The sequence below is a fragment of the uncultured Aquimarina sp. genome, assembly GCF_947496855.1.
In the GTDB taxonomy this organism is placed as follows: Bacteria; Bacteroidota; Bacteroidia; order Flavobacteriales; family Flavobacteriaceae; genus Aquimarina.
The window spans coordinates 664,889-685,361 of sequence record NZ_CANMED010000001.1 but is presented as its reverse complement, the minus strand read 5'-3'; the positions used below and the strand labels follow the sequence as shown (position 1 = coordinate 685,361).

Here is a 20,473-nt window from a genome sequence, read left to right as displayed (position 1 = left end):
AATACTAATTAAAAGAGTTTATTTATTGAGATAGATATTGTTTTTTTACAATACAAAGAAGTAAAAGAAACCAACTGGCTATGATTACTAATACTGATTTAGAAGTAAAAGGGAATTTATTTCCTGGGAAAATTATCTCCTTTTCACAGAATGTAGATAAGATTAATTTCACCACAGAAAATGGAGTTATCCTTCAGGTTACTATTATAAGAGGAAGTGTTATTCGTTTTAGATATGCTACTGATAATAATTTCGAGAAAGATTTTTCTTATGCCATTAGCGATAAAGGAGTACGAGGATATAGTGAATTAGAAGTTAAGGAACTGGAAGATGAATATGAGATTACTACTAAAAGAATAAAGATCTGTATTGCTAAAGAAAATATCCATGTAACCATAAAAGACAAACAAGGAAATGTTATTTGTAAAGATGATTGGGGTTTTCATTGGGAACAAAGTTATGAGTATGGTGGTAACATTGTAAAAATGAGTAAAGCCGCTCCGCAAGGAGAGTGTTATTATGGGTTGGGTGATAAACCAATGCATCTTAATCTAAAAGGAAAACGAATTGAGAATTGGGCTACGGATCAATATGCATTCGGTAAAGATCAAGATCCATTATATAAGAGCGTTCCTTTTTATATAGGGATGTATGAAGAAAGAGCTTATGGCGTATTCTTTGATAATTCCTTTAAAACATACTTCGATTTTTGTAATGAACGTCGCAACGTTACTAGTTTCTGGGCACATGGAGGAGAAATGAATTATTATTTCTTTTATGGTCCGAATATGCAGGATGTTATAACTCGATATACAGATCTTACCGGTAAACCAGAACTACCACCATTATGGGCACTAGGGTACCATCAATGTAAATGGAGTTACTATCCTGAAAGTAAGGTAAAAGAGGTTACCACTAAGTTTAGAGATTTAAAAATACCATGTGATGCCATATATCTGGATATTGATTATATGGAAGGATTCAGATGTTTTACATGGAATAAAGAATATTTTCCGGATCCCAAACGTATGGTTCAGGAATTAGCGGATGATGGTTATAAAACGATAGTTATTATAGATCCAGGGATTAAAATTGATGATGATTACTGGGTTTATCAAGAAGCTATGGAAAATGATTATTTCTGTAAACGGGCAGATGGGCCGTATATGAGAGGAAAAGTGTGGCCAGGAGAATGTTTCTTTCCAGATTTCACGAATCCCGAAGTTAGAGAATGGTGGGCAGGATTATTTAAGGAACTTATTGATGAAATAGGAGTCAAAGGAGTTTGGAATGATATGAATGAACCAGCAGTAATGGAGGTTCCCGGAAAAACATTTCCTGATGATGTTCGTCATAATTATGATGGTAATCCTTGTAGTCACAGAAAAGCACATAATATTTATGGTACTCAGATGGCTAGAGCTACTTATGAAGGAATCAAAAGATTTGGATACCCTAAAAGACCATTTGTTATTACTAGATCAGCATATTCTGGTGCACAACGATACACTTCCTCTTGGACAGGTGATAATGTAGCGACTTGGGAACATCTTTGGATTGCTAATATCCAGGCACAGCGAATGAGTATGAGTGGAATGTCATTTACTGGCAGTGATATTGGAGGGTTTGCGGAGCATCCTACTGGAGAATTATACGCTCGATGGATACAGTTGGGAGTATTTCATCCTTTCTGTCGTACGCATTCTTCTGGAGATCATGGTAATCAAGAACCTTGGACATTTGGTGAAGAAGTTATAGACGTAACCAGAAAATATGTGGAGTTACGATATCAGCTACTTCCGTATTTATACACTATGTTTTGGGAGTATGCAGAAGAAGGGATACCTATGTTAAAGTCATTGGTGTTATATGATCAATTAGATCCTCAAACACATTATAGAACAGATGAATTTGTATTTGGGAACCAAATATTAGTATGTCCGGTGCAGGAACCCAATGCTAAAGGTAGAAGATTGTATATTCCTAGAGGGAACTGGTATAATTACTGGACCCGAGAATATGCAAAAGGAGGTATGGAACAATGGGTAGATGCAGAATTGGATACAATTCCAATATTTGTGAAAGAAGGTGCAATTATACCTAAATACCCAATCCAGCAATATGTTGGTGAGAAAAAGATTGAAGAGCTAAAACTAGAAGTATACTATAAATTAGGAAATAAAGAAGTATCCAAAGTCTATGAAGACGCTCAAGATGGTTATGATTATACCAAAGGTAGATTTAGTTTAAGAAGTTTTGCTTTTACCGGAAAAGAAAATGAAATTATTATTCAGCAACATAAGAATGGAACCTATATCACAGAGTACGATAATATGAAGATTGAATTTATTGGATTACCTTTTGATATTGGTGAAATTGAAATAGATAATGTGGTTGTCCCTTTAAAAGATTTAAAATTTGATAAAAAAGAAAATACTGTAGTAGTTCCAAAAAACTTTGCTGAACTGCATATTATAGCTAAATAAAAACAACTTATCGATAATTATTGCTTTATATAGATCTTGCTCTATAAATTGATTGTTTTTTATTGAAATGGATGTGATGAATTTTGTAATTTTAACCTGCGAAATTTACATCTATCCATAAATATTATGAAAAAGAAAAAAATAATAGTTGCATTAGGATCTGTTTTCCTGTTTCTATCTTGTGCAACGAACCCTTTTACAGGTAAACAGACATTAGCACTAGTGCCTAATTCTCAGATATTACCAGCTGCATTTGCTCAATACAATCAAGTATTGGGAGAAAGCAAAGTGGTAAAAGGCACTTCTGATTCAGAAATGATCACACGAGTAGGACAAAAAATAGCTAAAGCGGCTGAAAGATGGCTAAATGCAAATGGTCATCAAGGATATTTAAAAGATTATAAATGGGAATATAATCTTATTGATGATAAGGTAGTTAATGCTTGGGCAATGCCAGGAGGTAAAATTGCATTTTATACAGGTATTTTACCAATTGCCAAAACAGAAACAGGTGTTGCAGCTATTATGGGGCATGAGGTAGTGCACGCCATTGCTAATCATGGACAGCAAAGAATGAGTGCAGGACAAATCCAACAGGTTGCTGGAGTGGCAACCTCGGTAGCTATAAGTGGACAGAATGAGCAAACACAACAAATAGTAGGAACGGCCTTTGGTTTAGGTAGTCAATTTGGCGTAATGTTACCATTTAGTAGAAGCCACGAGACAGAAGCTGATAAAATTGGATTAACACTAATGGCAATTGCAGGTTATAATCCAGATGAGGCGGCAGAGTTATGGAAACGTATGAAAGCAAACAGTGGAGGAGAAGCACCACCAGAGTTTATGAGTACACACCCGTCTAATGATACTCGTATTGCTAATTTACAAGCATGGGCGCCAGCAGCAAAAGCAGAAGCTAAGAAATTTGGGGTTACAACCTTTAAATAATTGTAAACCTTCATTTCTTAAAAAGATTATACTTATTTTAGAAGCTATTTCGGAAAAATCTGAAACAGCTTTTTAATTTTATAATATGCGAGAAGTACTTCCTAAAGGAAATAAGAAATTACTAAATGCTTGGGCTTTTTATGATTGGGCAAATTCAGTATATAGTTTAACTATTGCATCTGCAATATTTCCGATTTTTTGGGGTGCTTTGACTATTGTAAGAGATGCTGATGATCAAATCGTTAGTGATACGGTTAATTTCTTAGGTATCGATTTTAATAATGATTCTCTAATTAGTTATGTAACCGCGTTGGCTTTTTTGGTGGTATCCTTTCTTAGTCCATTATTATCTGGAATTGCGGATTATATAGGGAATAAGAAAAACTTTTTAAAATTTTTCTGCTATTTGGGAGCCATATCTTGTATAGGTTTGTATTGGTTTAGTATGGAACACCTTTGGTTTGGATTATTATGTTATTTTTTAGCGTTAATTGGTTTCTGGGCTAGTTTGGTATTTTATAATTCTTATTTACCAGATATCGCGTTCCCAGAACAACAAGATGCCATTAGTGCAAAGGGATATTCTCTGGGATATATTGGTAGTGTTATTCTTTTGATACTAAATTTAGTAATGATATTCTTTTATGACACCTTTGGTTTTGAGGACGAAGGAGTCCCTACTAGATTATCTTTTATAATGGTAGGAGTATGGTGGATAGGGTTTAGTCAATACACGTATTATTATTTACCTAAAGGAAATAAGAAGGATAAACTTACCAAAGATGTGGTTTTTAATGGTTTCAAAGAACTTAAAAGTATATGGAATGCTATGCAGCATGATCTGAGACTGCGTAGATATCTTTCTGCATTTTTTGTATATAGTATGGCAGTGCAAACCATTATGTTAATTGCCACGTATTTTGGAATTGAAGAATTGGATTGGGGAGATCAGGATGCTACGACAGGATTAATTATTAGTATTTTATTGATTCAGTTGGTCGCTGTTTTGGGGGCATTTATTACATCCAAGGCTTCTGCTAAATTTGGAAACATCAAGGTGTTGATTTTTATTAATTGTATCTGGATTTGTATCTGTGTATATGCATATACGGTAACAAAACCCGAAGAGTTTTATGTTACGGCTGCGATAGTTGGTTTAGTGATGGGAGGGATTCAATCATTGTCTAGATCAACGTATTCGAAGTTTTTACCAGAAAATGCTGTAGATACTGCTTCTTATTTTAGTTTTTATGATGTTGCAGAAAAAATAGGAATTGTGATAGGTATGTTTTCATATGGTTTAGTTGCTCAACTTACAGGAAGTATTAGGTATTCTATACTTTTCTTAATCTTATTTTTTGTGATTGGTGTCTTATTATTATTTAGAGTTCCTAGAAACCAATAATTGTATTTTTTCCATATGAATTAATTATTCTCTCATTTGAGGACATATAAAAAAGTATCTGACGTTAAATTTGCTCTGTAAAATTTTAGGTTTTTCGCATACAATGTTTACTAAAAAATATACCATAAAATTAACTTCTAAAAGAAATATAGGTTTGAATTAAACGTTATTGCTTTATAACTCGTGAAGTAAAATAATTAAAAATTAATTTTTATCTGAAATTTTCACGCTTGATCTAATGAATAAAATAGTTTTAAACTAATTTTCAAATAAAGTATTCAAGTATAAAGATATTTGAATATAAATTATTCAACCAAATTTTACACATAAATAATAAACTAAAAACTCATGAAAAAACTGATCTTATTACTTACAGTTATTCTACTTGCTTCATGTTCTGCTAGTCAAAAAACCATTATAGCTGCAAAAAAGACACTTAAAGGAGAGTGGTCATTAGATAAAATATCCTATGATCGCTCAGGGATTTTTGAAGTTACACTATATAATGATGCTTCAGCAGAATGCCTTACTGGTGGTGTTTGGAAGTTTATTCCGAATAATAATACAGGTATGTATACAGTAAACGATAGTCAATGTACTTCTACAGGTGCTAGAAATTTTAGATTTACTATTCCTCAACCATCAGAAAATGGAGATTATAGTTTTCTTTTCAAACCCACAGACGAAAAGAAAAAAAGTACAAATAACAATAAAGGGTATAGAATGACTCTAAAACATTTAGATGATACAACAATGACGTGGACCCAAACGGTGAGTCTAGAAGGAAAACCGTTTGTAATCACAATGAATTTTAATAAACTATAATAACTCAAATCATAAAGCAATGATCAAAACAATTTTTAATAAAACAATACTAGCGCTAACCGCTTTAGCAATTTTAAATAGCTGTGATGCGGTACAAAATGCAAATAACACTCAGAAAGGAGCAGTAATCGGTACAACTTCTGGAGCTGTTCTTGGAGGAGTAATCGGGAATAATGTTGGAAACAAGGAAAATTCAGTACTTGGAGCTATCATTGGTGGAGTTATCGGCGGAGTTGCCGGTGGTGTTATTGGTAAAAAAATGGATAAGCAAGCGCAGAAGATAGAAGAAGAAATTCCCGGTGCCGAAGTAACCAGAGTAGGAGAAGGAATTGATATTATATTTGATGAAAATAGCGGTATTTATTTTGAAACAAATAAGCATAATATCAATGCAAAATCCAAAGAAACTCTTAATAAGTTGATTGGTGTTTTTAAAGAATATTCTGATACTAACATTATAATTGATGGGCACACTGATAGCTCTGGTGATGATGCTTATAATATGGAATTATCTAAAAAACGAGCTAGTTCTGTAACCAATTACCTTGTTTCACAGGGAATAAGTAAATCAAGATTAACTACTTATTATCATGGAGAAACATTACCTAAGTATGATAATGCTACTGCAGAAGGAAGAGCCAAAAACCGAAGAGTAGAATTTGGTGTTTTAGCAAATGACAAAATGATCAATGACGCTAAAAAGGTAGACTAAATAAAAACTGAAAATAGATATAAAACCCCCAACAGAACTTTATTCTGTTGGGGGTTTTTTGTTTTCTGATCAAACTTTTTACCCTGAAAACAGTGATGTTGTTTTCACTATTTATGATGTAGTCTAAGGAGTGTAATATGAAGATATTTGTACTGTACAAATCATATTAATCTCTTTAAACCAAAACCTTGAAAACAATTTATATAGTTCTTACTTGTACTCTCTTACTAAGTTGTGGTGCATCAAATAAACTAACCAGAGCTGCAAAAAACTCGATTAATGGAGTTTGGATCTTAAAAGAGGTTAACTATGATACGAATAGTAAAGGGACCTATGCGATTACTATTTTAAACGACATTTCACTGCAGTGTATAGAAAATACCAATTGGGAGTTTATTGCAAATAATAATACTGGCAGCTATGCCTTATCTGGTACCTCGTGTTCAAATACTGGTGTTCAGAATTTTATATGGTCAATTCCCAAAGAAATGTATGGGTTTAACCATAGTATTATGCTAAAACCTATGAATAATAAAATGAAAAGTAATAATAACAATAAAGGATATCGTATGCAATTGTATCAACTAGAAGAAGCTATAATGATTTGGAGTTATGATATGATAGTGGATGGAGAAAAATTTACAATAAAACTCAACTTTGATAAACAATAAAATTCATTAACGTTAAAATCAATAAATATCAAATACACATGAAATCACACAATATTAAAAACTCAAAGAAACTAATATATTTAGGAATACTATTAATAACCATGGTTAGTTGTAAGTCTATGAAAAACGCAGAATTAGGCGGATTTATTGGAGCTGCGGGTGGAGCAATTATAGGTGGAGTTATAGGGAATAACACGGGAGGCGATACTGAGCTTGGAGCTGTTATCGGCGGAATTGTAGGAGCAACAGTAGGTAGTGTTATTGGTAATCAAATGGACCAGCAAGCTAAAAAAATTGAAGAAGAAATGCCGAGTGTTGCAGTACAAAGAATTGAGGAAGATATTAATATTGTTTTTGATGAAGAAAGTGGTGTGTATTTTAGTACTAATAAGCACGATTTAAATGAGTCATCTAAAGAAACAATTGAAAAGTTGGCAGGTATTCTTGAAGAATATCCTAATTCTAATATTTTAATTGAAGGACATACGGACAATGTTGGTAAAGAAGAATCAAATTTTTTGTTATCTAAATACAGGGCGCAATCTGTAAGAGATTATCTTGTTCTTCAGGGGGTTAATGAACAAAGGTTTACTGTTAAATATTATGGAGAATCACAACCTAGGTATGATAATACATCTACAGAAGGTAAAACTAAAAATAGAAGGGTGGAAGTAACAATTTCACCCAATGAAGAACTAAGACGGCAGGCGGTTGCACAAATAAAAGAGTAAAATGTTGTAATTGAGAATGATAAATCCCGACTTAATATTCGGGATTTTTTTATGCTCAAAATTTATGTATCTTCAAAAAATGAATAGTCATACACACATACTAATCATCGGTGGTGGTTTAGCTGGTTTAACCAGTGCTATTCATCTGGCAAAGGCTCAAATTTCTGTTACTCTTATCGAGAGAGATGTATATCCGAAGCATAAAGTTTGTGGAGAATACATTTCTAATGAAGTATTGTCTTATTTAGATTTTTTGGGAGTGAACGTGAATGAATTAAACCCTGTAGAAATTTCGGAATTGAATATTAGTACGCAAAAGGGAAAAATGATCAAAAGTGAGCTTCCTTTAGGTGGTTTTGGAATAAGTAGGTATGCATTAGATTATTATTTATGGAACAAGGCCAAAAGTTTTGGAGTACAAATGATACATGATCAAGTTATCGATATAAAGTATGATCATAAGGCATTTCAGATAATAACTACTAATAATAAGGTGTTAACCAGTGATTATGTAATTGGAGCATATGGTAAACGCTCTGGCTTAGACAAAAACCTGAAACGAGATTTTAGTTATAAAAAATCCCCATGGTTAGCCGTTAAAGCTCACTATAAAGCTAATTTAGATACTAAAACAGTGGCATTACATAATTTTGATGGAGGTTATTGTGGATTATCTTATGTTGAGAATAATACAGTAAATGCTTGCTATCTAGTTAATTACAATAGTTTTAAGAAATATAAAAATATTAAGGAATTCGAAAAGAAAGTACTTTGTGAAAACCCTTATCTAAAAGAATTTTTTGAAAACTCAGAGCAGGTATTCGAGAAACCTATAACCATAAGCCAGATTAATTTTGACAAGAAAAAGCCTGTAGAAAATCATATTTTTATGCTAGGTGATGCCGCAGGATTGATTCATCCTCTCTGTGGTAATGGAATGGCAATGGCAATCCAAAGTTCACAAATTCTATGTGAGCTGTTGGTTGAGAATTATAGCACGAAAATTTATTCTTTTGAGGAGATTGAAAATCTATATACTAAACAGTGGAATAGTACTTTTTCTAAAAGATTACAAGCAGGAAGAATACTACAGAAAGTATTATTAAGCAATAGATTTCAACAGGTAGCACAAAAAATTGCAAATACTGTTCCTTCTATTGTTCCAGAAATTATAAAACAAACACACGGAAAGCCTATTGTATGCCAGTAAATCTTGAATATCGAAGTAATGAAGCAGAACTTATGGATGATCCCAAGGTTAATGAAGAAGCTCTAGGAATAGCATTAAAAGATATCTCTAGGGTTAATCTATTACTTGGTGGAAATAATATTACAATAAATGCAGTTTTAGATGAAATAAAAAAGAGAGAAAGCACAAAAAAATTGGTTATTATGGACCTAGGCTGTGGTGATGGCGAAATGCTTAGAAAATTAGCTGATCGTTTTAGTAAAAAAGAAATAAAAGCAAAATTAATTGGAATCGATAATAATGAAAAATGCCTATTACAAGCAAAAAAACAAAGTGCTTCATACAAGGATATAGAATTTCATAATAAAAATATTTTAACATTAGAAAAAGAAGATTTTCATTGTGATATTATAGTTTGTACACTAACATTACATCATTTTAAGGATGAAGAAATAAAAAGAGTACTTAAAAAGAGTTTGGAGTTGGTTTCTGAAGTAGTAATTATTAATGATATACATAGACACAAGTGGTCTTATTATTTATTCAAAATATTTAGCTATTTTTTCATTAAAGGGTATATAGCAAAAAATGATGGCTTAGTATCTATAAAAAGAGGTTTCAAAAGAAAAGAATTAGTTCAGTTTGCAAAAGATTTAAAATTAGGTACGTATCAATTAGATTGGAAATGGGCATTCAGATATCGTTGGGTGATTAGAAATTAAGAAATAAAGGAAAATAAATTGAGTGTAAAAATAACAACGGTAGCTAAACAGTTGCCACAATATGTTAGAGATACAAAGGAAATACTTCCTTTTGTATCACAATGGCTTACAGGTCAAGAAGATCGTTTTAGACGAAAGGTTCTTAAGATTTTCGAAAATGCTGCCGTAGATAAACGATATGGGATCATGAGTATAGAAGAAGTTTTTACTGCAACTTCGTTTGAAGAAAAGAATGATATCCATATTCGTGAAGTGAAAAAATTAGGAAATTCTGTAGTCAAGAAAGCTTTGAATCAGGCTGATTGGGACCCAAAATCACTAGATTATATAATTACGGTAAGCTGTACAGGAATCATGATCCCATCTTTAGATGCTTACATTATCAACGAGTTAGGTCTTAGGCAAGATATAGTAAGATTGCCTGTTACTGAAATGGGATGTGCTGCTGGAGTATCAGGAATGATTTATGCAAAAAACTTTCTGCAAGCTAATCCTGGGAAAAGAGCTGCAGTAATTGCAATCGAATCACCAACTGCTACGTTTCAGCATACTGATTTTAGTATGGTAAATATTGTGAGTGCTGCTATTTTTGGAGATGGAGCAGCTTGTGTGTTGCTTTCTTCAGAAGAGGAAGCTAACGGCCCTAGAATAATTGCCGATGAAATGTATCATTTTTATGATGCTACGACAATGATGGGGTTTAAATTGACAAATGGTGGTTTACAAATGGTATTGGATAAAGAGGTTCCTGAAAAAATAGCGAAACATTTTCCGGATATTATACATCCCTTTTTACAAAAACATGGAAGAACGCTAGAAGAAATTGATCATCTGATCTTTCATCCTGGAGGTAAAAAGATTGTACAGACTGTAGAAGGTCTTTTTGGAGATCTTGGTAAGAACATAGATGATACTAAAGCTGTACTACAAGAATATGGAAATATGAGTAGTGCTACTGTTTTATACGTATTAGAGCGTTTTATGAATAAAAAGCCAACTAAAGGAGAAACAGGTCTTATGCTTAGTTTTGGTCCTGGATTCTCTGCGCAAAGAATATTGTTAGAGTGGTAATTTAAAATAAGTTTAATTAGCGTTAACTAAAACTATACGAAAATGAAGAATTTATTAGTCTGTATTATTTTATTTACAATCTCAGCTTCTGCCTGTACAAAAAATGATGATTCAACTGTAGAAACTGATATTTCTATACCAGAAGTAACTGCGGGTATTACTGATGTTTCTATAGCTGGAGAAGAAAGTAATTATACATTTAGTGTAGAAATAAAGAGCCCAGATCTAGGATGTAATCAATATGCAGATTGGTGGGAAATCATTTCCGAAGAAGGTACATTATTATATAGGAGAATATTAGGGCATAGTCACGTAAACGAACAACCTTTTACAAGGTCAGGAGGTCCCGTGAATATTACTAAAGATCAGATAGTATATATTAGAGCACATATGAATAATAAGGGATATGGAGATGTTGTATTTAAGGGAAGTGTATCCGCTGGATTTAGTCAAGAAACCTTAGAAACTACTTTTGCAAATGAATTAGAAACGGCAGCACCTTTGCCAAACGGATGTGCTTTTTAAAAAATAAAGATTTTGACGAAAGAACAAATCATAGAAAAATTACCTTATGAAGCTCCATTTTTGTTTGTGGATGAAATTGAAGAAGTAGATGAAAATGGTGTTAAAGGGTCTTATACCTTAAAACCTGACGAATATTTTTATCAAGGTCATTTTAAAGATCATCCTATTACACCTGGTGTTATTCTAACAGAAATTATGGCTCAGATCGGATTAGTTTGCCTAGGAATATTTACGCTAAAAGAACAAATAGATAAAAACACAATTGGAGTCGCTATGAGCAGTACTGTAATCAATTTTTATAAAGCAGTCTTGCCAGGAGAAAAGGTGTTGGTGAAATCAGAAAAGGAATATTTTAGGTTTAATAAGCTAAAATGTAAAGTTGAAATGTTTAATGAGGAACAAAAATTAATTGCAAAAGGAGAAATTGCAGGAATGATTGTTGGAAATAGTTGATTTATGAGTTTTGGATATTCAATAGTGAAATTAGTGCTTAAACTAAAAGGTGTAAAAAAATCTTGGTCAGAAGATCCCATTGACTACGTAAAAAAGCGTAGAGAAAATGTGAGTCATCCAAGCAATAAACTTTTGTTGGGAAATTCTTTTGTTACAAAAACTATTTTGGATACTAAAGTGACAGAAATAACTCCTGTTAAACCAGCCAATGATTATTTGTTGTTTTATTGTCACGGTGGGGCATTTGTATATGGCCCTACAGAAAATAATTGGGAATCTTTAGCACGTATTGTAAAATATACAAATACCCGTGCTTGGATGATAGACTATCCCAAGGCTCCAGAGAACAATATAGAAAAAATTGCTCAGAATATTTGTGAGGCTTATTATAAAGCATTGGAAAAATTTAAACCTTCCAAAATTATTTTTATCGGTGATTCGGTAGGAGGTAATCTACTCACTTCCTTAACTCAAGGATTAATTCGAGATAATAAACAGTTACCTAATCGTCTTGTTTTAGTGACACCAATGATGGATGCAAGTCTCACGAATCACAGAATACATGAAATCGATTCTATAGATCCTATTTTAAGCTATAAAGGAGTGCATTCTGCAAAAAAGATGTGCGCAGGTAATTTTTCTTTAAAAGATCCAATTATATCACCTTTATATGGTTCATTCAAGGATTTTCCTCCAATTCATATTTTTGTTGCAACGAATGATATTTTAATGCCGGACCAAGAGGTTTTTATAGAGAAAGTGAAAGAGGAAGGTGGTAGCATAGAAGTTGTTGTCGGTGAAGGTATGCCACACATATGGCCATTACTACCATTTTTTAAAGAAGCTAAAATGGCCATGGAAAAAATTATTTCAATCATTAATGACGCTGTGTTGAATGATAAATAGAAGAGTAGTTATTACAGGTTTAGGTGTAGTCGCTCCAAATGGAACGAACGTTTCAAATTTTAGGAATGCTATCAAAACAGGTATCTCCGGAATTCAATACATAGATGAATTAAATCAGCTTAATTTTTCGTGTCAAATAGCTGGAAAACCGATTTATAAAGATGATTACTTAAATAATTACTTTAATAGTATTCAGTTAAAAGGACTGAATGCTTCTGGTTTGGAGTACGGTGTAATCGCTGGACTAGATGCGTGGAAAGATGCTGGATTAACAATCCCAGATAAAACCGAAGATCCACTTTGGGATGCAGGAATTATATTTGGAACAGGAGTATTGGGAGTTGATAAATTTAGAGAAGCAATTTATAAAGTAGATGCTGGAAACGTAAGGAGGTTAGGGAGTACTTCGGTTATACAAACAATGGCAAGTGGTATTAGTGCGTTTTTAGGCGGAATGCTAGGCTGCGGAAACATTACTACGACCAATTCATCCGCTTGCAGTACTGGTACAGAAGCTATCTTGATGGCCTATGATCGTATTGTATCTGGAAAAGCAGAAATAATATTAGCTGGTAGTACGAGTGATAGTGGACCTTATGTTTGGGGAGGTTTTGATGCGATGAGAATTCTTCCTCATAAATACAATAATAAACCTACAGCAGCTTCAAGACCAATGAGTGAAACGGCTAGTGGTTTTGTACCAGGAAGTGGAGCAGGAGCACTCGTTGTAGAAAGCTTAGAAAATGCACTGAAACGTGGAGCTACTGTCTATGCAGAAATATTAGGAGGGCACGTGAACAGTGGTGGCCAACGAAATGGTGGCAGTATGACTGCTCCCAATAGTAAAGCGGTAAAGGAATGCATAAAACAGGCAGTTATAAATTCTGGAATTGACGCAAATGATATCGATACGATTAATGGTCATCTAACCGCTACCAACAAAGATGCTATGGAAATTGAGAATTGGTGTGATGCATTGGGTAGAAAAGGAAAACATTTTCCGTTCATAAATTCGTTAAAAAGTCTGGTGGGTCATTGTCTAGCTGCATCTGGCAGTATAGAAAGCGTTGCTACGGTACTTCAGTTAAAAGAAGATTTCGTTTTTGGAAATATAAATTGTGAAGATTTACATCCCGAAATTGAGGTAATGGTAGACAGAGAACGGATTCCTAGAAAAACTATATCTAAACCTCTTCAAATTGCAGCAAAAGCTAGTTTTGGATTTGGAGATGTAAATGCTTGTATTATCTTTAAAAAATATTCATAATAAAAATTTCATGACAAAAGAAGAATTACTATCTAAATTGAAAACTATTATAGAACCTTATGTGCAGAATCAGGAAGGATTTCAAAATATATCTGAAGACACCAACTTTATAGAGGATTTAGAGATTAATTCTGCTAACTTGGTGGATGTAATTCTGGATGTGGAAGACGAATTTAATATCGAGATAGATAATGATGGCATGGATAAAATGCTTACAGTAAAAGCATCCATAGAAGTAATTCAAGATAAACTTGCGACTAAATGATTGGTAATGATATTGTAGACCTTAAACTTGCTTCTGTACAAAGTAATTGGCAGAGAAAAGGTTGGTTGCAAAAAATCTTTACCGAATCAGAACAAGATAGAATTTGGGATGCAGAAAATTCTAATCATATGGTATGGAAGTTATGGAGTATGAAAGAAGCGGCATACAAAGCGCATCAGCGACTTTTTTCACTGTCTCCTAAATACAATCCAAATGATTTTATTTGTACAGATTCTAATGTTATGGTGCATAATTATAACTATCAAACTGTTTCGAAACAAACAGAAAAGTACATATACACAATTGCATACACCGATCAATCTAATTTCATTTCAAAGGTATTTACAGATAAATCATTAGAGTACAAAAGTAAACTTGTGTACTATATTGCCGATGTAATGAATGTGAATCTATCTGCTGTGACTTTACAAAAAGATAGAAATGGTATTCCTTATGTCAAAATTGATAATAGGGTTACGGATATAGCTATTTCTTTGTCTAGTCATGGATCGTTTTCGGCTTTTACTATTGATTTATAATTCTACAGAGTGAGTTCTAATCTCTTTCATTTCTAATCTAAAAAAAATAGGGGGCATTGCCCCGTGAAATACCGTATTTACACCCTTACATAGCCTATGAATAGTTTATATATTTGTATAAGAGAAAATATAAAAAAACAACTCAAAATGATTACTCAACTAATAACTAAAGGGGAAGAAAAACGTGATGACAAAATTGATATTACACGTTTAAGAGAAATAAATATAGTGAATACTGGACTTATAACAACTTCAGAAAGATTGGCAAAAGCTTATAGTATAAATTTATAATAATTTTACTTCAAAATGGGAAAATCAAATGTAATATCCAGTTTGTTTTTTTCTCTTTCATCGTGAATATTTACATCAAAATCACTAGTATAAATAGTAGTCTTACCTAAAAGATTTTTGGTAATATCCAGAGTGAAATTTACAATAATTTCTTTAGTAACACCTTTGATTGTAAGGTCTCCTATCACTTTATAATTATTATTATCGAAATGGACTACTTCTCTACTTTCAAAAGCTATTTTGGGATACTTCTTTTTATAAAAAAACTTTTCCCACATCAGATGACCATCTCTTAAGAAGTTATCTGTGTCTAAAGTATTTACAAGAGCGGTTCCTTTAAAATAGGCATTATCCGAATCTTCTGGATTAAAAGATATCTTGAAATCTAAACCACTAATTGTTCCACTAGTTTCTTCAGAAAGAAAATCAAAAGATATTTTAGCATTTTTCTTATCAAACTCTAACTTAATAATATCATTGATTAAAGCATCTTCATGACGATCAGATCTATCAATAATTCCTTCAGAAGGAGGTGTAAATTGCCCATATCCAAAAGGGATCAACAAAACTAAAAAAAGAACTAAATTAAAGTAGGTTTTCATAACATATTTTGTTTTATAGGTATATTAATAATCAAGAATCATTCCAATCGCTTAAGCAAATCAACGATTGTAAAATAGATGAAAATCGAGTAAATAATTATAATTTGATGTTAACGTTTCTGCTAAATTCTAAAAAAAAATCTAACTTAGAAAGTAAATTAATTGTCAATCAGGTAATTAAACCATAAAAACTTACATATGGAAAATCAAAAAAAAGATAAACCCTGGTCAAAAAGAAGGTTCGCGGATTTCCAAAACAAGTATCGTCGATCTTCTAATTTCGGGTATGGATCCCAGAGAGATAAATTTCCTATCCTAGGTGATGGAGAGCTATCGGCTACTGAGAAAAAGAGTATAGGAGATACTAAAGCTACTAGCTAAAGGTTATTGTTTCACCTTTCTCATAGAAGCTTTTAGATATAACAGAATCCCAATAGAAATTGCTGCACAAATGGAGAAGCCTAAAAATAACGGTAACGCAGTATTTTCAACATATCTTCCTATGTAAGTGCTTATAGGAACCGCCATCATCGTGCTTACAAATCCAGTTAATGCAGCTGCTATTCCCGCAATATGGCCTACTGGCTCCATCGCCAGAGCTCTAAGGTTACCAAATAAAAATCCTATCGAAAAGAATTGCAATCCAAAGAAAATCAAGAGTATAATCACACTAGGATTTGTATCCCCATAAAATAAGATAATGTACAGCAATGAAATACCGAAGAATACATATAATGAAATAGAAACTAGTTTTTCCATTCCGTATTTTATAACCAAGGTACCATTCAAAAAAGTAGCTGTACCAATAGAGATTGCTAACAATGCAAAGATATATGGAAACTCTTCTTTGAGATGATATTGCTGTTCAAAAATTTGCTGAGAACTACTAAGGTACACCAAAAAAGAACCTACAATAAAGCCAGAAATAAGGGTGTAACCAATAGTGTTTTTATATTTAGCCAATTCTTTAACTCCATCTATAAAAATATGAGAAGAAAATTTAATACGCTTAGAAATTTCTAAGGTTTCAGTTTGTCGTTTCCAAAACCAAAAAGAGACTAATCCGCTAAATACTAGTTGAATATAAAATATTGCTTGCCAATTATAGTGATCTAATACTGATTTCCCTAAAGCAGGAGCAATAATAGGGACCAAAATAAAAACTACAGTAATAAATGACATAATACGCGCCATATAATCACCGCTATAAATATCTCGAATCATAGCAATAGCGATCGTTCTGGGAGCTGAAAGTCCGATACCTTGTAGAATTCTTCCAGTTATCATTACTGTAAGGCTAGTGGCATTAATACACATAAAACTAGCAACAATAAAGAGCAAAAACCCCATATAAACGACAGGTTTTCTACCAATACTATCCGAAATAGGGCCAAAAATAAGCGGACCTATACCAAGACCTAAAAAAATCATGGTAATCAATAATTGATTGTCCGCTAATTCCGTTGTACCAATATTAATTCCTATAATATCTAATGCAGGTAATAGTGCGTCAATCGCCAAAGCCACAATAGACATAAGCGAAGCCATTAGTACAATAAATTCTAACTGTGCATATTTCTTTTTGAGCATCTGGCAAAAGTAGCTCATTTAATAATACAGTCTAATAATCATCATTGCTATTTAACCTTTATTTAGTAGCAACAAGTTTTTAGTATTAAAACGCACTTTAATTCATCATAATTAGACAATTTATCTATTTTTTGATTAAAATCTTTCGATTAATTATCACTTTCCCATTTGTAATCTTTGCGATATATAATCCAATAGGTAAATGCCCTAAACTTATTGAACCGACTCCATTTTCTATTTGCTCTGTATAAACTGTTTGGCCAGCACTATTGAATATGTCTATTTTAGCAGTTTTTGAACCATCGATACTAACATGAAGCACATCTGAGAGTGGAATAGGGTAAAGATTAAGATTGGTCTTTTTTATTTCACCGGCTCCTGATCTAGAACTTTCGACTTTATCAAACCTCCATTGTTGATTTTGATTGGTGCTACTAGAGGTCCACAAATATACATTTTGATCAATATCGCCTCCGTGGTTTCCATCTAGTGAATAATTCGTTCCTCGTTTTTGTAAACGATAATGCCCTGAACCAGCATCTATTTTTTGCCATTGTTGCCCATAGTCAGAAGCATCACATTGCTGTAGTGTAACGTCTTGTCCGTTAGCTCCTCCGGATCCACCATCCAAACATACATTAGTATTGTATTTTTGATATGAATAATAACCTCCTCCACGATCAATTTCTGTCCACACTAAATTGTTATGCTGCACATTGGTGTACAATTCAATACTTCTGCCTGCAACTGCTCCGCTACCACCATCGATGGCAAAACCGGTAGCATTTCTCTTGACCAACTGGAAATTCCCTCCACCAGTTGTAAAAGCCTCTCCGTATACTTGTACTTCTGCCATAGACAATACACCCGTACCATTTATTTGTACTTTGATTATTTTTCCTGTGGCTCCTTCTGCATTTACAGTGATGGAAGGGTCAGGAGCAGAGGTGAAAGATTTAGAAAAAGTAGTATCACCATTCGAATTTATAACAGAGACGGTATAATTTGATAATCTATTTGCACAACAGTCGGTTCTATTAAAAACAATAATTTCATCTATATTATAACTGGACTCTAAATCTACTTGCCACCATGGGTTAGTTTCAGTTTCAGTATGAGTTACAGAATCTTCTGACCATCTCCCATTGGTATTATTGTCTATAGCTCTTGGAGCTGCTCCTCCATGTACTTGATTGGTGGATGACTGTGTGGCTGTACCACTTAAAGCTAGGTTATTTCTACCATCAGTATGATCATCATCCTTGGAAATTTTAATGCTATTAAGATTAAATGAATTAGAAACTCCACTAGCCAAAACTTTCATGTTTTGTACTCCTTTAGATAGTCTTACTCCTGTTTTAACAGTAAGATCATTCCATGATTGCATTCCTCCAGTTCCAGTTAAAGGTATTTCTCCTGTTTTATCGCTACCTCCAAATTCGAATTTTATTTTACCACTAGTATTGTTTGCAGCGTAGTTTATGGCAATATCATAGTTACCTGTCTCTGGCACATACACTGTATATGTTAACCACTCTCCAGACGCTATCCAACCTATATTATAACCACCTCCAGTACGTGTTTCTATGTCGACATTTTCATTAGTACGATATTGATTTCCAGAATTATTGGCAGAAGTATCGTGATAGGTTCTTCCTTCTCCATTAGTAGGAGAGTAGTCATAGTTTTCTGCCTCAATTGTCATAGGTAAAACGTTCATATTATAATCAGGTAATCCAGCGATAAATCCGCTTATAGGATCTCCGTGGCAACCTATTGGTCTTCTGAAAGTTAATCCTCCCCATCCAATCGCGTCATTAGTCCATCCGGCTCTTTCGTATCCATCAATATCTATAGATTTATCTCTTGCACGTAATGTCCATTTGGCTTCATTTTCAGATTTAAAACCTCTCCCGATATAATGTGCGGTGGACATCTCCCAATTAGGACGATTTCTTGTAAAATCACCTCTACCATCAGGACTTATAGATTTACTGTACCATCTTTCAGTTCTATCAAAACCTCGAAGAAAAGTATTTGGTTCCCAGGGAGAATTTTGATCAGGATAAGATGCTACTGATGATACATTATAACGTAATGAATATTCTAGACCTAATAATAAACGATCATTTTCGTGGCTATATAAATCATCTCCTTGATTCCACGCCATTTCTGCCATAGAGTTTAATAACCCTAGACCAAATAAGACGTGTGCTTGATCTCTGGAAGATTCTTGACATTGCCCTGTCTCATAAATGTAATGAGTCATTACTTCATTATACCCATAATCAGTAATAGAGTTTCCTTGCGAAGTATTATAGGTATCTGCATGATCTCCTGAATCAATAAGGTCTGTATGTGTTCTAGGACCTGAAGGATACGATAAGTCATCAGAGCGATGTGATTGTCCTTTTATATATCTAAGTGCACGATCGTACATAATTTCATTATCCAGAAAGATTCCCATTGCCATAACTGTTCGCCAACCGGATAAACCTTGATTCCCGTGACGTCCTGGATCCCCTTGATAAGAACTCCAATAGAATGTACTGTTAGACCTAATATCATTAGGTACTGTTGTTGCTGAATAACCAGGATATACCAGCATATCTTTAAATTTCTGCATATCAGAAGTTTTCCATTCAGAGTAGGTGCTTTTTATGATTTCTGCCGCTTCTATCATAATGTAACCTACACCACCGCTCAATGCTTCTGTTCCATTACTGGTAACAGAGGTAAGGTTAGACCAAGCTTTGAAAATCTCTATAGCTTTTTCTGCATGCCTTGGATCTTCTGTAATATACCATCTAATAGCATTATAGTATGCTGCTCTAATATCACTGTTCCAAGCGCCATAGTTAGTTCTAGGAGAGTCTCTGGCTAATATAGTAAAGCTTTCATCCCCTTGAACAGTATATCTAAAACTCGCCTTAGAGTCCGCTATCATATTTTGGTAAGAAGTATACCAAGGATCGATTTGGGCTTCAACCATATATTTTATACGATCCAAATCTGACTTTTTATGTGATATTCCCGGATGTACCATCTGAGCTTCTATAAAATGAATGGCTATAAAATTAAAAAGTAAAAACAATAAGGTTTTTCTAATTGGATAAGAGTATTTCATTAGTATAAGTTAAGTTGTTACAATATATATTGGTTAATAAAGAATTAATTGGTTGACCAATTAATCAAATGTATATAATCATTGAGTGTAGGTTGATACTACTTTAGAATTCGTAAGCAGTTTTTTAGAATACGCTAGAAATAACCCT

At 33.3% G+C, this 20,473-nt stretch carries 21 protein-coding genes; 18 read left to right on the top strand and 3 right to left on the bottom strand.

The window, feature by feature from the left end:
• The first annotated feature begins 80 nt into the window (after window positions 1–80).
• The 17 genes from Q0921_RS02995 to Q0921_RS02915 all read left to right on the top strand — a co-directional run bounded on the left by Q0921_RS02995 (window position 81) and on the right by Q0921_RS02915 (window position 15,006).
• On the top strand, window positions 81–2,486 hold the full coding sequence (locus tag Q0921_RS02995) for a glycoside hydrolase family 31 protein (protein ID WP_299253076.1): 2,406 nt from the start codon (window positions 81–83) through the stop codon (window positions 2,484–2,486).
• A gap of 126 nt (window positions 2,487–2,612) precedes the next feature.
• Window positions 2,613–3,434, top strand: coding sequence for a M48 family metallopeptidase (locus tag Q0921_RS02990; protein WP_299253073.1), 822 nt, complete (start codon window positions 2,613–2,615; stop codon window positions 3,432–3,434).
• A gap of 85 nt (window positions 3,435–3,519) precedes the next feature.
• Window positions 3,520–4,839: an MFS transporter gene (locus Q0921_RS02985; protein WP_299253070.1), complete on the top strand. Its 1,320-nt coding sequence runs from the start codon at window positions 3,520–3,522 to the stop codon at window positions 4,837–4,839.
• Window positions 4,840–5,187: 348 nt separating this feature from the next.
• Complete coding sequence (locus tag Q0921_RS02980) at window positions 5,188–5,664, top strand: lipocalin family protein (RefSeq protein ID WP_299253067.1); 477 nt, start codon at window positions 5,188–5,190, stop codon at window positions 5,662–5,664.
• Between the two features lie 19 nt (window positions 5,665–5,683).
• Window positions 5,684–6,376, top strand: a complete 693-nt coding sequence (locus Q0921_RS02975; protein WP_299253064.1) for an OmpA family protein — start codon at window positions 5,684–5,686, stop codon at window positions 6,374–6,376.
• A 188-nt stretch (window positions 6,377–6,564) separates the two neighbouring features.
• Complete coding sequence (locus tag Q0921_RS02970) at window positions 6,565–7,047, top strand: lipocalin family protein (protein WP_299253061.1); 483 nt, start codon at window positions 6,565–6,567, stop codon at window positions 7,045–7,047.
• Between the two features lie 38 nt (window positions 7,048–7,085).
• Window positions 7,086–7,778, top strand: a complete 693-nt coding sequence (locus tag Q0921_RS02965; protein ID WP_299253058.1) for an OmpA family protein — start codon at window positions 7,086–7,088, stop codon at window positions 7,776–7,778.
• A 79-nt stretch (window positions 7,779–7,857) separates the two neighbouring features.
• On the top strand, window positions 7,858–8,988 hold the full coding sequence (locus tag Q0921_RS02960; RefSeq protein ID WP_299253055.1) for an NAD(P)/FAD-dependent oxidoreductase: 1,131 nt from the start codon (window positions 7,858–7,860) through the stop codon (window positions 8,986–8,988).
• Entirely contained in the window at window positions 8,979–9,689 is a 711-nt protein-coding gene (locus Q0921_RS02955) for a methyltransferase domain-containing protein (RefSeq protein ID WP_299253053.1), read from the top strand. The genes Q0921_RS02960 and Q0921_RS02955 overlap by 10 nt, the downstream gene beginning before the upstream one ends.
• A gap of 18 nt (window positions 9,690–9,707) precedes the next feature.
• Window positions 9,708–10,760 (top strand): type III polyketide synthase, encoded by a 1,053-nt coding sequence (locus tag Q0921_RS02950; RefSeq protein ID WP_299253050.1) that lies wholly within the window; start codon window positions 9,708–9,710, stop codon window positions 10,758–10,760.
• 42 nt (window positions 10,761–10,802) lie between these two features.
• On the top strand, window positions 10,803–11,285 hold the full coding sequence (locus Q0921_RS02945; protein ID WP_299253048.1) for a hypothetical protein: 483 nt from the start codon (window positions 10,803–10,805) through the stop codon (window positions 11,283–11,285).
• Window positions 11,286–11,297: 12 nt separating this feature from the next.
• Window positions 11,298–11,738: a 3-hydroxyacyl-ACP dehydratase FabZ family protein gene (locus tag Q0921_RS02940; RefSeq protein WP_299253045.1), complete on the top strand. Its 441-nt coding sequence runs from the start codon at window positions 11,298–11,300 to the stop codon at window positions 11,736–11,738.
• Between the two features lie 3 nt (window positions 11,739–11,741).
• Window positions 11,742–12,644 (top strand): alpha/beta hydrolase, encoded by a 903-nt coding sequence (locus tag Q0921_RS02935; RefSeq protein WP_299253042.1) that lies wholly within the window; start codon window positions 11,742–11,744, stop codon window positions 12,642–12,644.
• Complete coding sequence (locus tag Q0921_RS02930) at window positions 12,637–13,911, top strand: beta-ketoacyl synthase (protein WP_299254733.1); 1,275 nt, start codon at window positions 12,637–12,639, stop codon at window positions 13,909–13,911. The genes Q0921_RS02935 and Q0921_RS02930 overlap by 8 nt, the downstream gene beginning before the upstream one ends.
• A gap of 10 nt (window positions 13,912–13,921) precedes the next feature.
• Window positions 13,922–14,176 carry an acyl carrier protein gene (locus tag Q0921_RS02925; protein ID WP_299253039.1) on the top strand — a complete coding sequence of 85 codons (255 nt, stop codon included), beginning with the start codon at window positions 13,922–13,924 and terminating at the stop codon, window positions 14,174–14,176.
• Entirely contained in the window at window positions 14,173–14,715 is a 543-nt protein-coding gene (locus tag Q0921_RS02920; protein WP_299253036.1) for a 4'-phosphopantetheinyl transferase superfamily protein, read from the top strand. Before Q0921_RS02925 ends, Q0921_RS02920 begins: the two co-directional genes overlap by 4 nt.
• A 147-nt stretch (window positions 14,716–14,862) precedes the next feature.
• On the top strand, window positions 14,863–15,006 hold the full coding sequence (locus Q0921_RS02915) for a hypothetical protein (RefSeq protein ID WP_299253033.1): 144 nt from the start codon (window positions 14,863–14,865) through the stop codon (window positions 15,004–15,006).
• 5 nt (window positions 15,007–15,011) lie between these two features.
• Here the strand turns inward: Q0921_RS02915 and Q0921_RS02910 are convergent, their stop codons facing one another.
• Window positions 15,012–15,608 carry a YceI family protein gene (locus Q0921_RS02910; RefSeq protein ID WP_299253030.1) on the bottom strand — a complete coding sequence of 199 codons (597 nt, stop codon included), beginning with the start codon at window positions 15,606–15,608 and terminating at the stop codon, window positions 15,012–15,014.
• Between the two features lie 198 nt (window positions 15,609–15,806).
• On the opposite strand from Q0921_RS02910, the gene Q0921_RS02905 reads away from it, so the two are divergent.
• The gene (locus Q0921_RS02905; protein WP_299253027.1) at window positions 15,807–15,989 is read left to right on the top strand and encodes a hypothetical protein; all 183 of its coding nucleotides are present in this window, start codon (window positions 15,807–15,809) and stop codon (window positions 15,987–15,989) included.
• Between the two features lie 3 nt (window positions 15,990–15,992).
• On the opposite strand, the gene Q0921_RS02900 is transcribed toward Q0921_RS02905, so the two are convergent.
• Both Q0921_RS02900 and Q0921_RS02895 read right to left on the bottom strand, forming a co-directional pair.
• On the bottom strand, window positions 15,993–17,198 hold the full coding sequence (locus Q0921_RS02900; protein WP_299253025.1) for a multidrug effflux MFS transporter: 1,206 nt from the start codon (window positions 17,196–17,198) through the stop codon (window positions 15,993–15,995).
• Window positions 17,199–17,322: 124 nt separating this feature from the next.
• The gene (locus tag Q0921_RS02895) at window positions 17,323–20,325 is read right to left on the bottom strand and encodes a carbohydrate-binding protein (RefSeq protein WP_299253021.1); all 3,003 of its coding nucleotides are present in this window, start codon (window positions 20,323–20,325) and stop codon (window positions 17,323–17,325) included.
• Window positions 20,326–20,473 lie beyond the last annotated feature (148 nt).

Excerpts from the sequence above, each read along its gene's own strand:
- Q0921_RS02995 (WP_299253076.1), top strand. The coding sequence starts at position 81 with ATGATTACTAATACTGATTTAGAAGTAAAAGGGAATTTATTTCCTGGG.
- Q0921_RS02990 (WP_299253073.1), top strand. The coding sequence starts at position 2,613 with ATGAAAAAGAAAAAAATAATAGTTGCATTAGGATCTGTTTTCCTGTTT.
- Q0921_RS02985 (WP_299253070.1), top strand. The coding sequence starts at position 3,520 with ATGCGAGAAGTACTTCCTAAAGGAAATAAGAAATTACTAAATGCTTGG.
- Q0921_RS02980 (WP_299253067.1), top strand. The coding sequence starts at position 5,188 with ATGAAAAAACTGATCTTATTACTTACAGTTATTCTACTTGCTTCATGT.
- Q0921_RS02975 (WP_299253064.1), top strand. The coding sequence starts at position 5,684 with ATGATCAAAACAATTTTTAATAAAACAATACTAGCGCTAACCGCTTTA.
- Q0921_RS02965 (WP_299253058.1), top strand. The coding sequence starts at position 7,086 with ATGAAATCACACAATATTAAAAACTCAAAGAAACTAATATATTTAGGA.
- Q0921_RS02960 (WP_299253055.1), top strand. The coding sequence starts at position 7,858 with ATGAATAGTCATACACACATACTAATCATCGGTGGTGGTTTAGCTGGT.
- Q0921_RS02955 (WP_299253053.1), top strand. The coding sequence starts at position 8,979 with ATGCCAGTAAATCTTGAATATCGAAGTAATGAAGCAGAACTTATGGAT.
- Q0921_RS02945 (WP_299253048.1), top strand. The coding sequence starts at position 10,803 with ATGAAGAATTTATTAGTCTGTATTATTTTATTTACAATCTCAGCTTCT.
- Q0921_RS02935 (WP_299253042.1), top strand. The coding sequence starts at position 11,742 with ATGAGTTTTGGATATTCAATAGTGAAATTAGTGCTTAAACTAAAAGGT.
- Q0921_RS02925 (WP_299253039.1), top strand. The coding sequence starts at position 13,922 with ATGACAAAAGAAGAATTACTATCTAAATTGAAAACTATTATAGAACCT.
- Q0921_RS02920 (WP_299253036.1), top strand. The coding sequence starts at position 14,173 with ATGATTGGTAATGATATTGTAGACCTTAAACTTGCTTCTGTACAAAGT.
- Q0921_RS02915 (WP_299253033.1), top strand. The coding sequence starts at position 14,863 with ATGATTACTCAACTAATAACTAAAGGGGAAGAAAAACGTGATGACAAA.
- Q0921_RS02910 (WP_299253030.1), bottom strand. The coding sequence starts at position 15,608 with ATGAAAACCTACTTTAATTTAGTTCTTTTTTTAGTTTTGTTGATCCCT.
- Q0921_RS02905 (WP_299253027.1), top strand. The coding sequence starts at position 15,807 with ATGGAAAATCAAAAAAAAGATAAACCCTGGTCAAAAAGAAGGTTCGCG.
- Q0921_RS02900 (WP_299253025.1), bottom strand. The coding sequence starts at position 17,198 with ATGCTCAAAAAGAAATATGCACAGTTAGAATTTATTGTACTAATGGCT.
- Q0921_RS02895 (WP_299253021.1), bottom strand. The coding sequence starts at position 20,325 with ATGAAATACTCTTATCCAATTAGAAAAACCTTATTGTTTTTACTTTTT.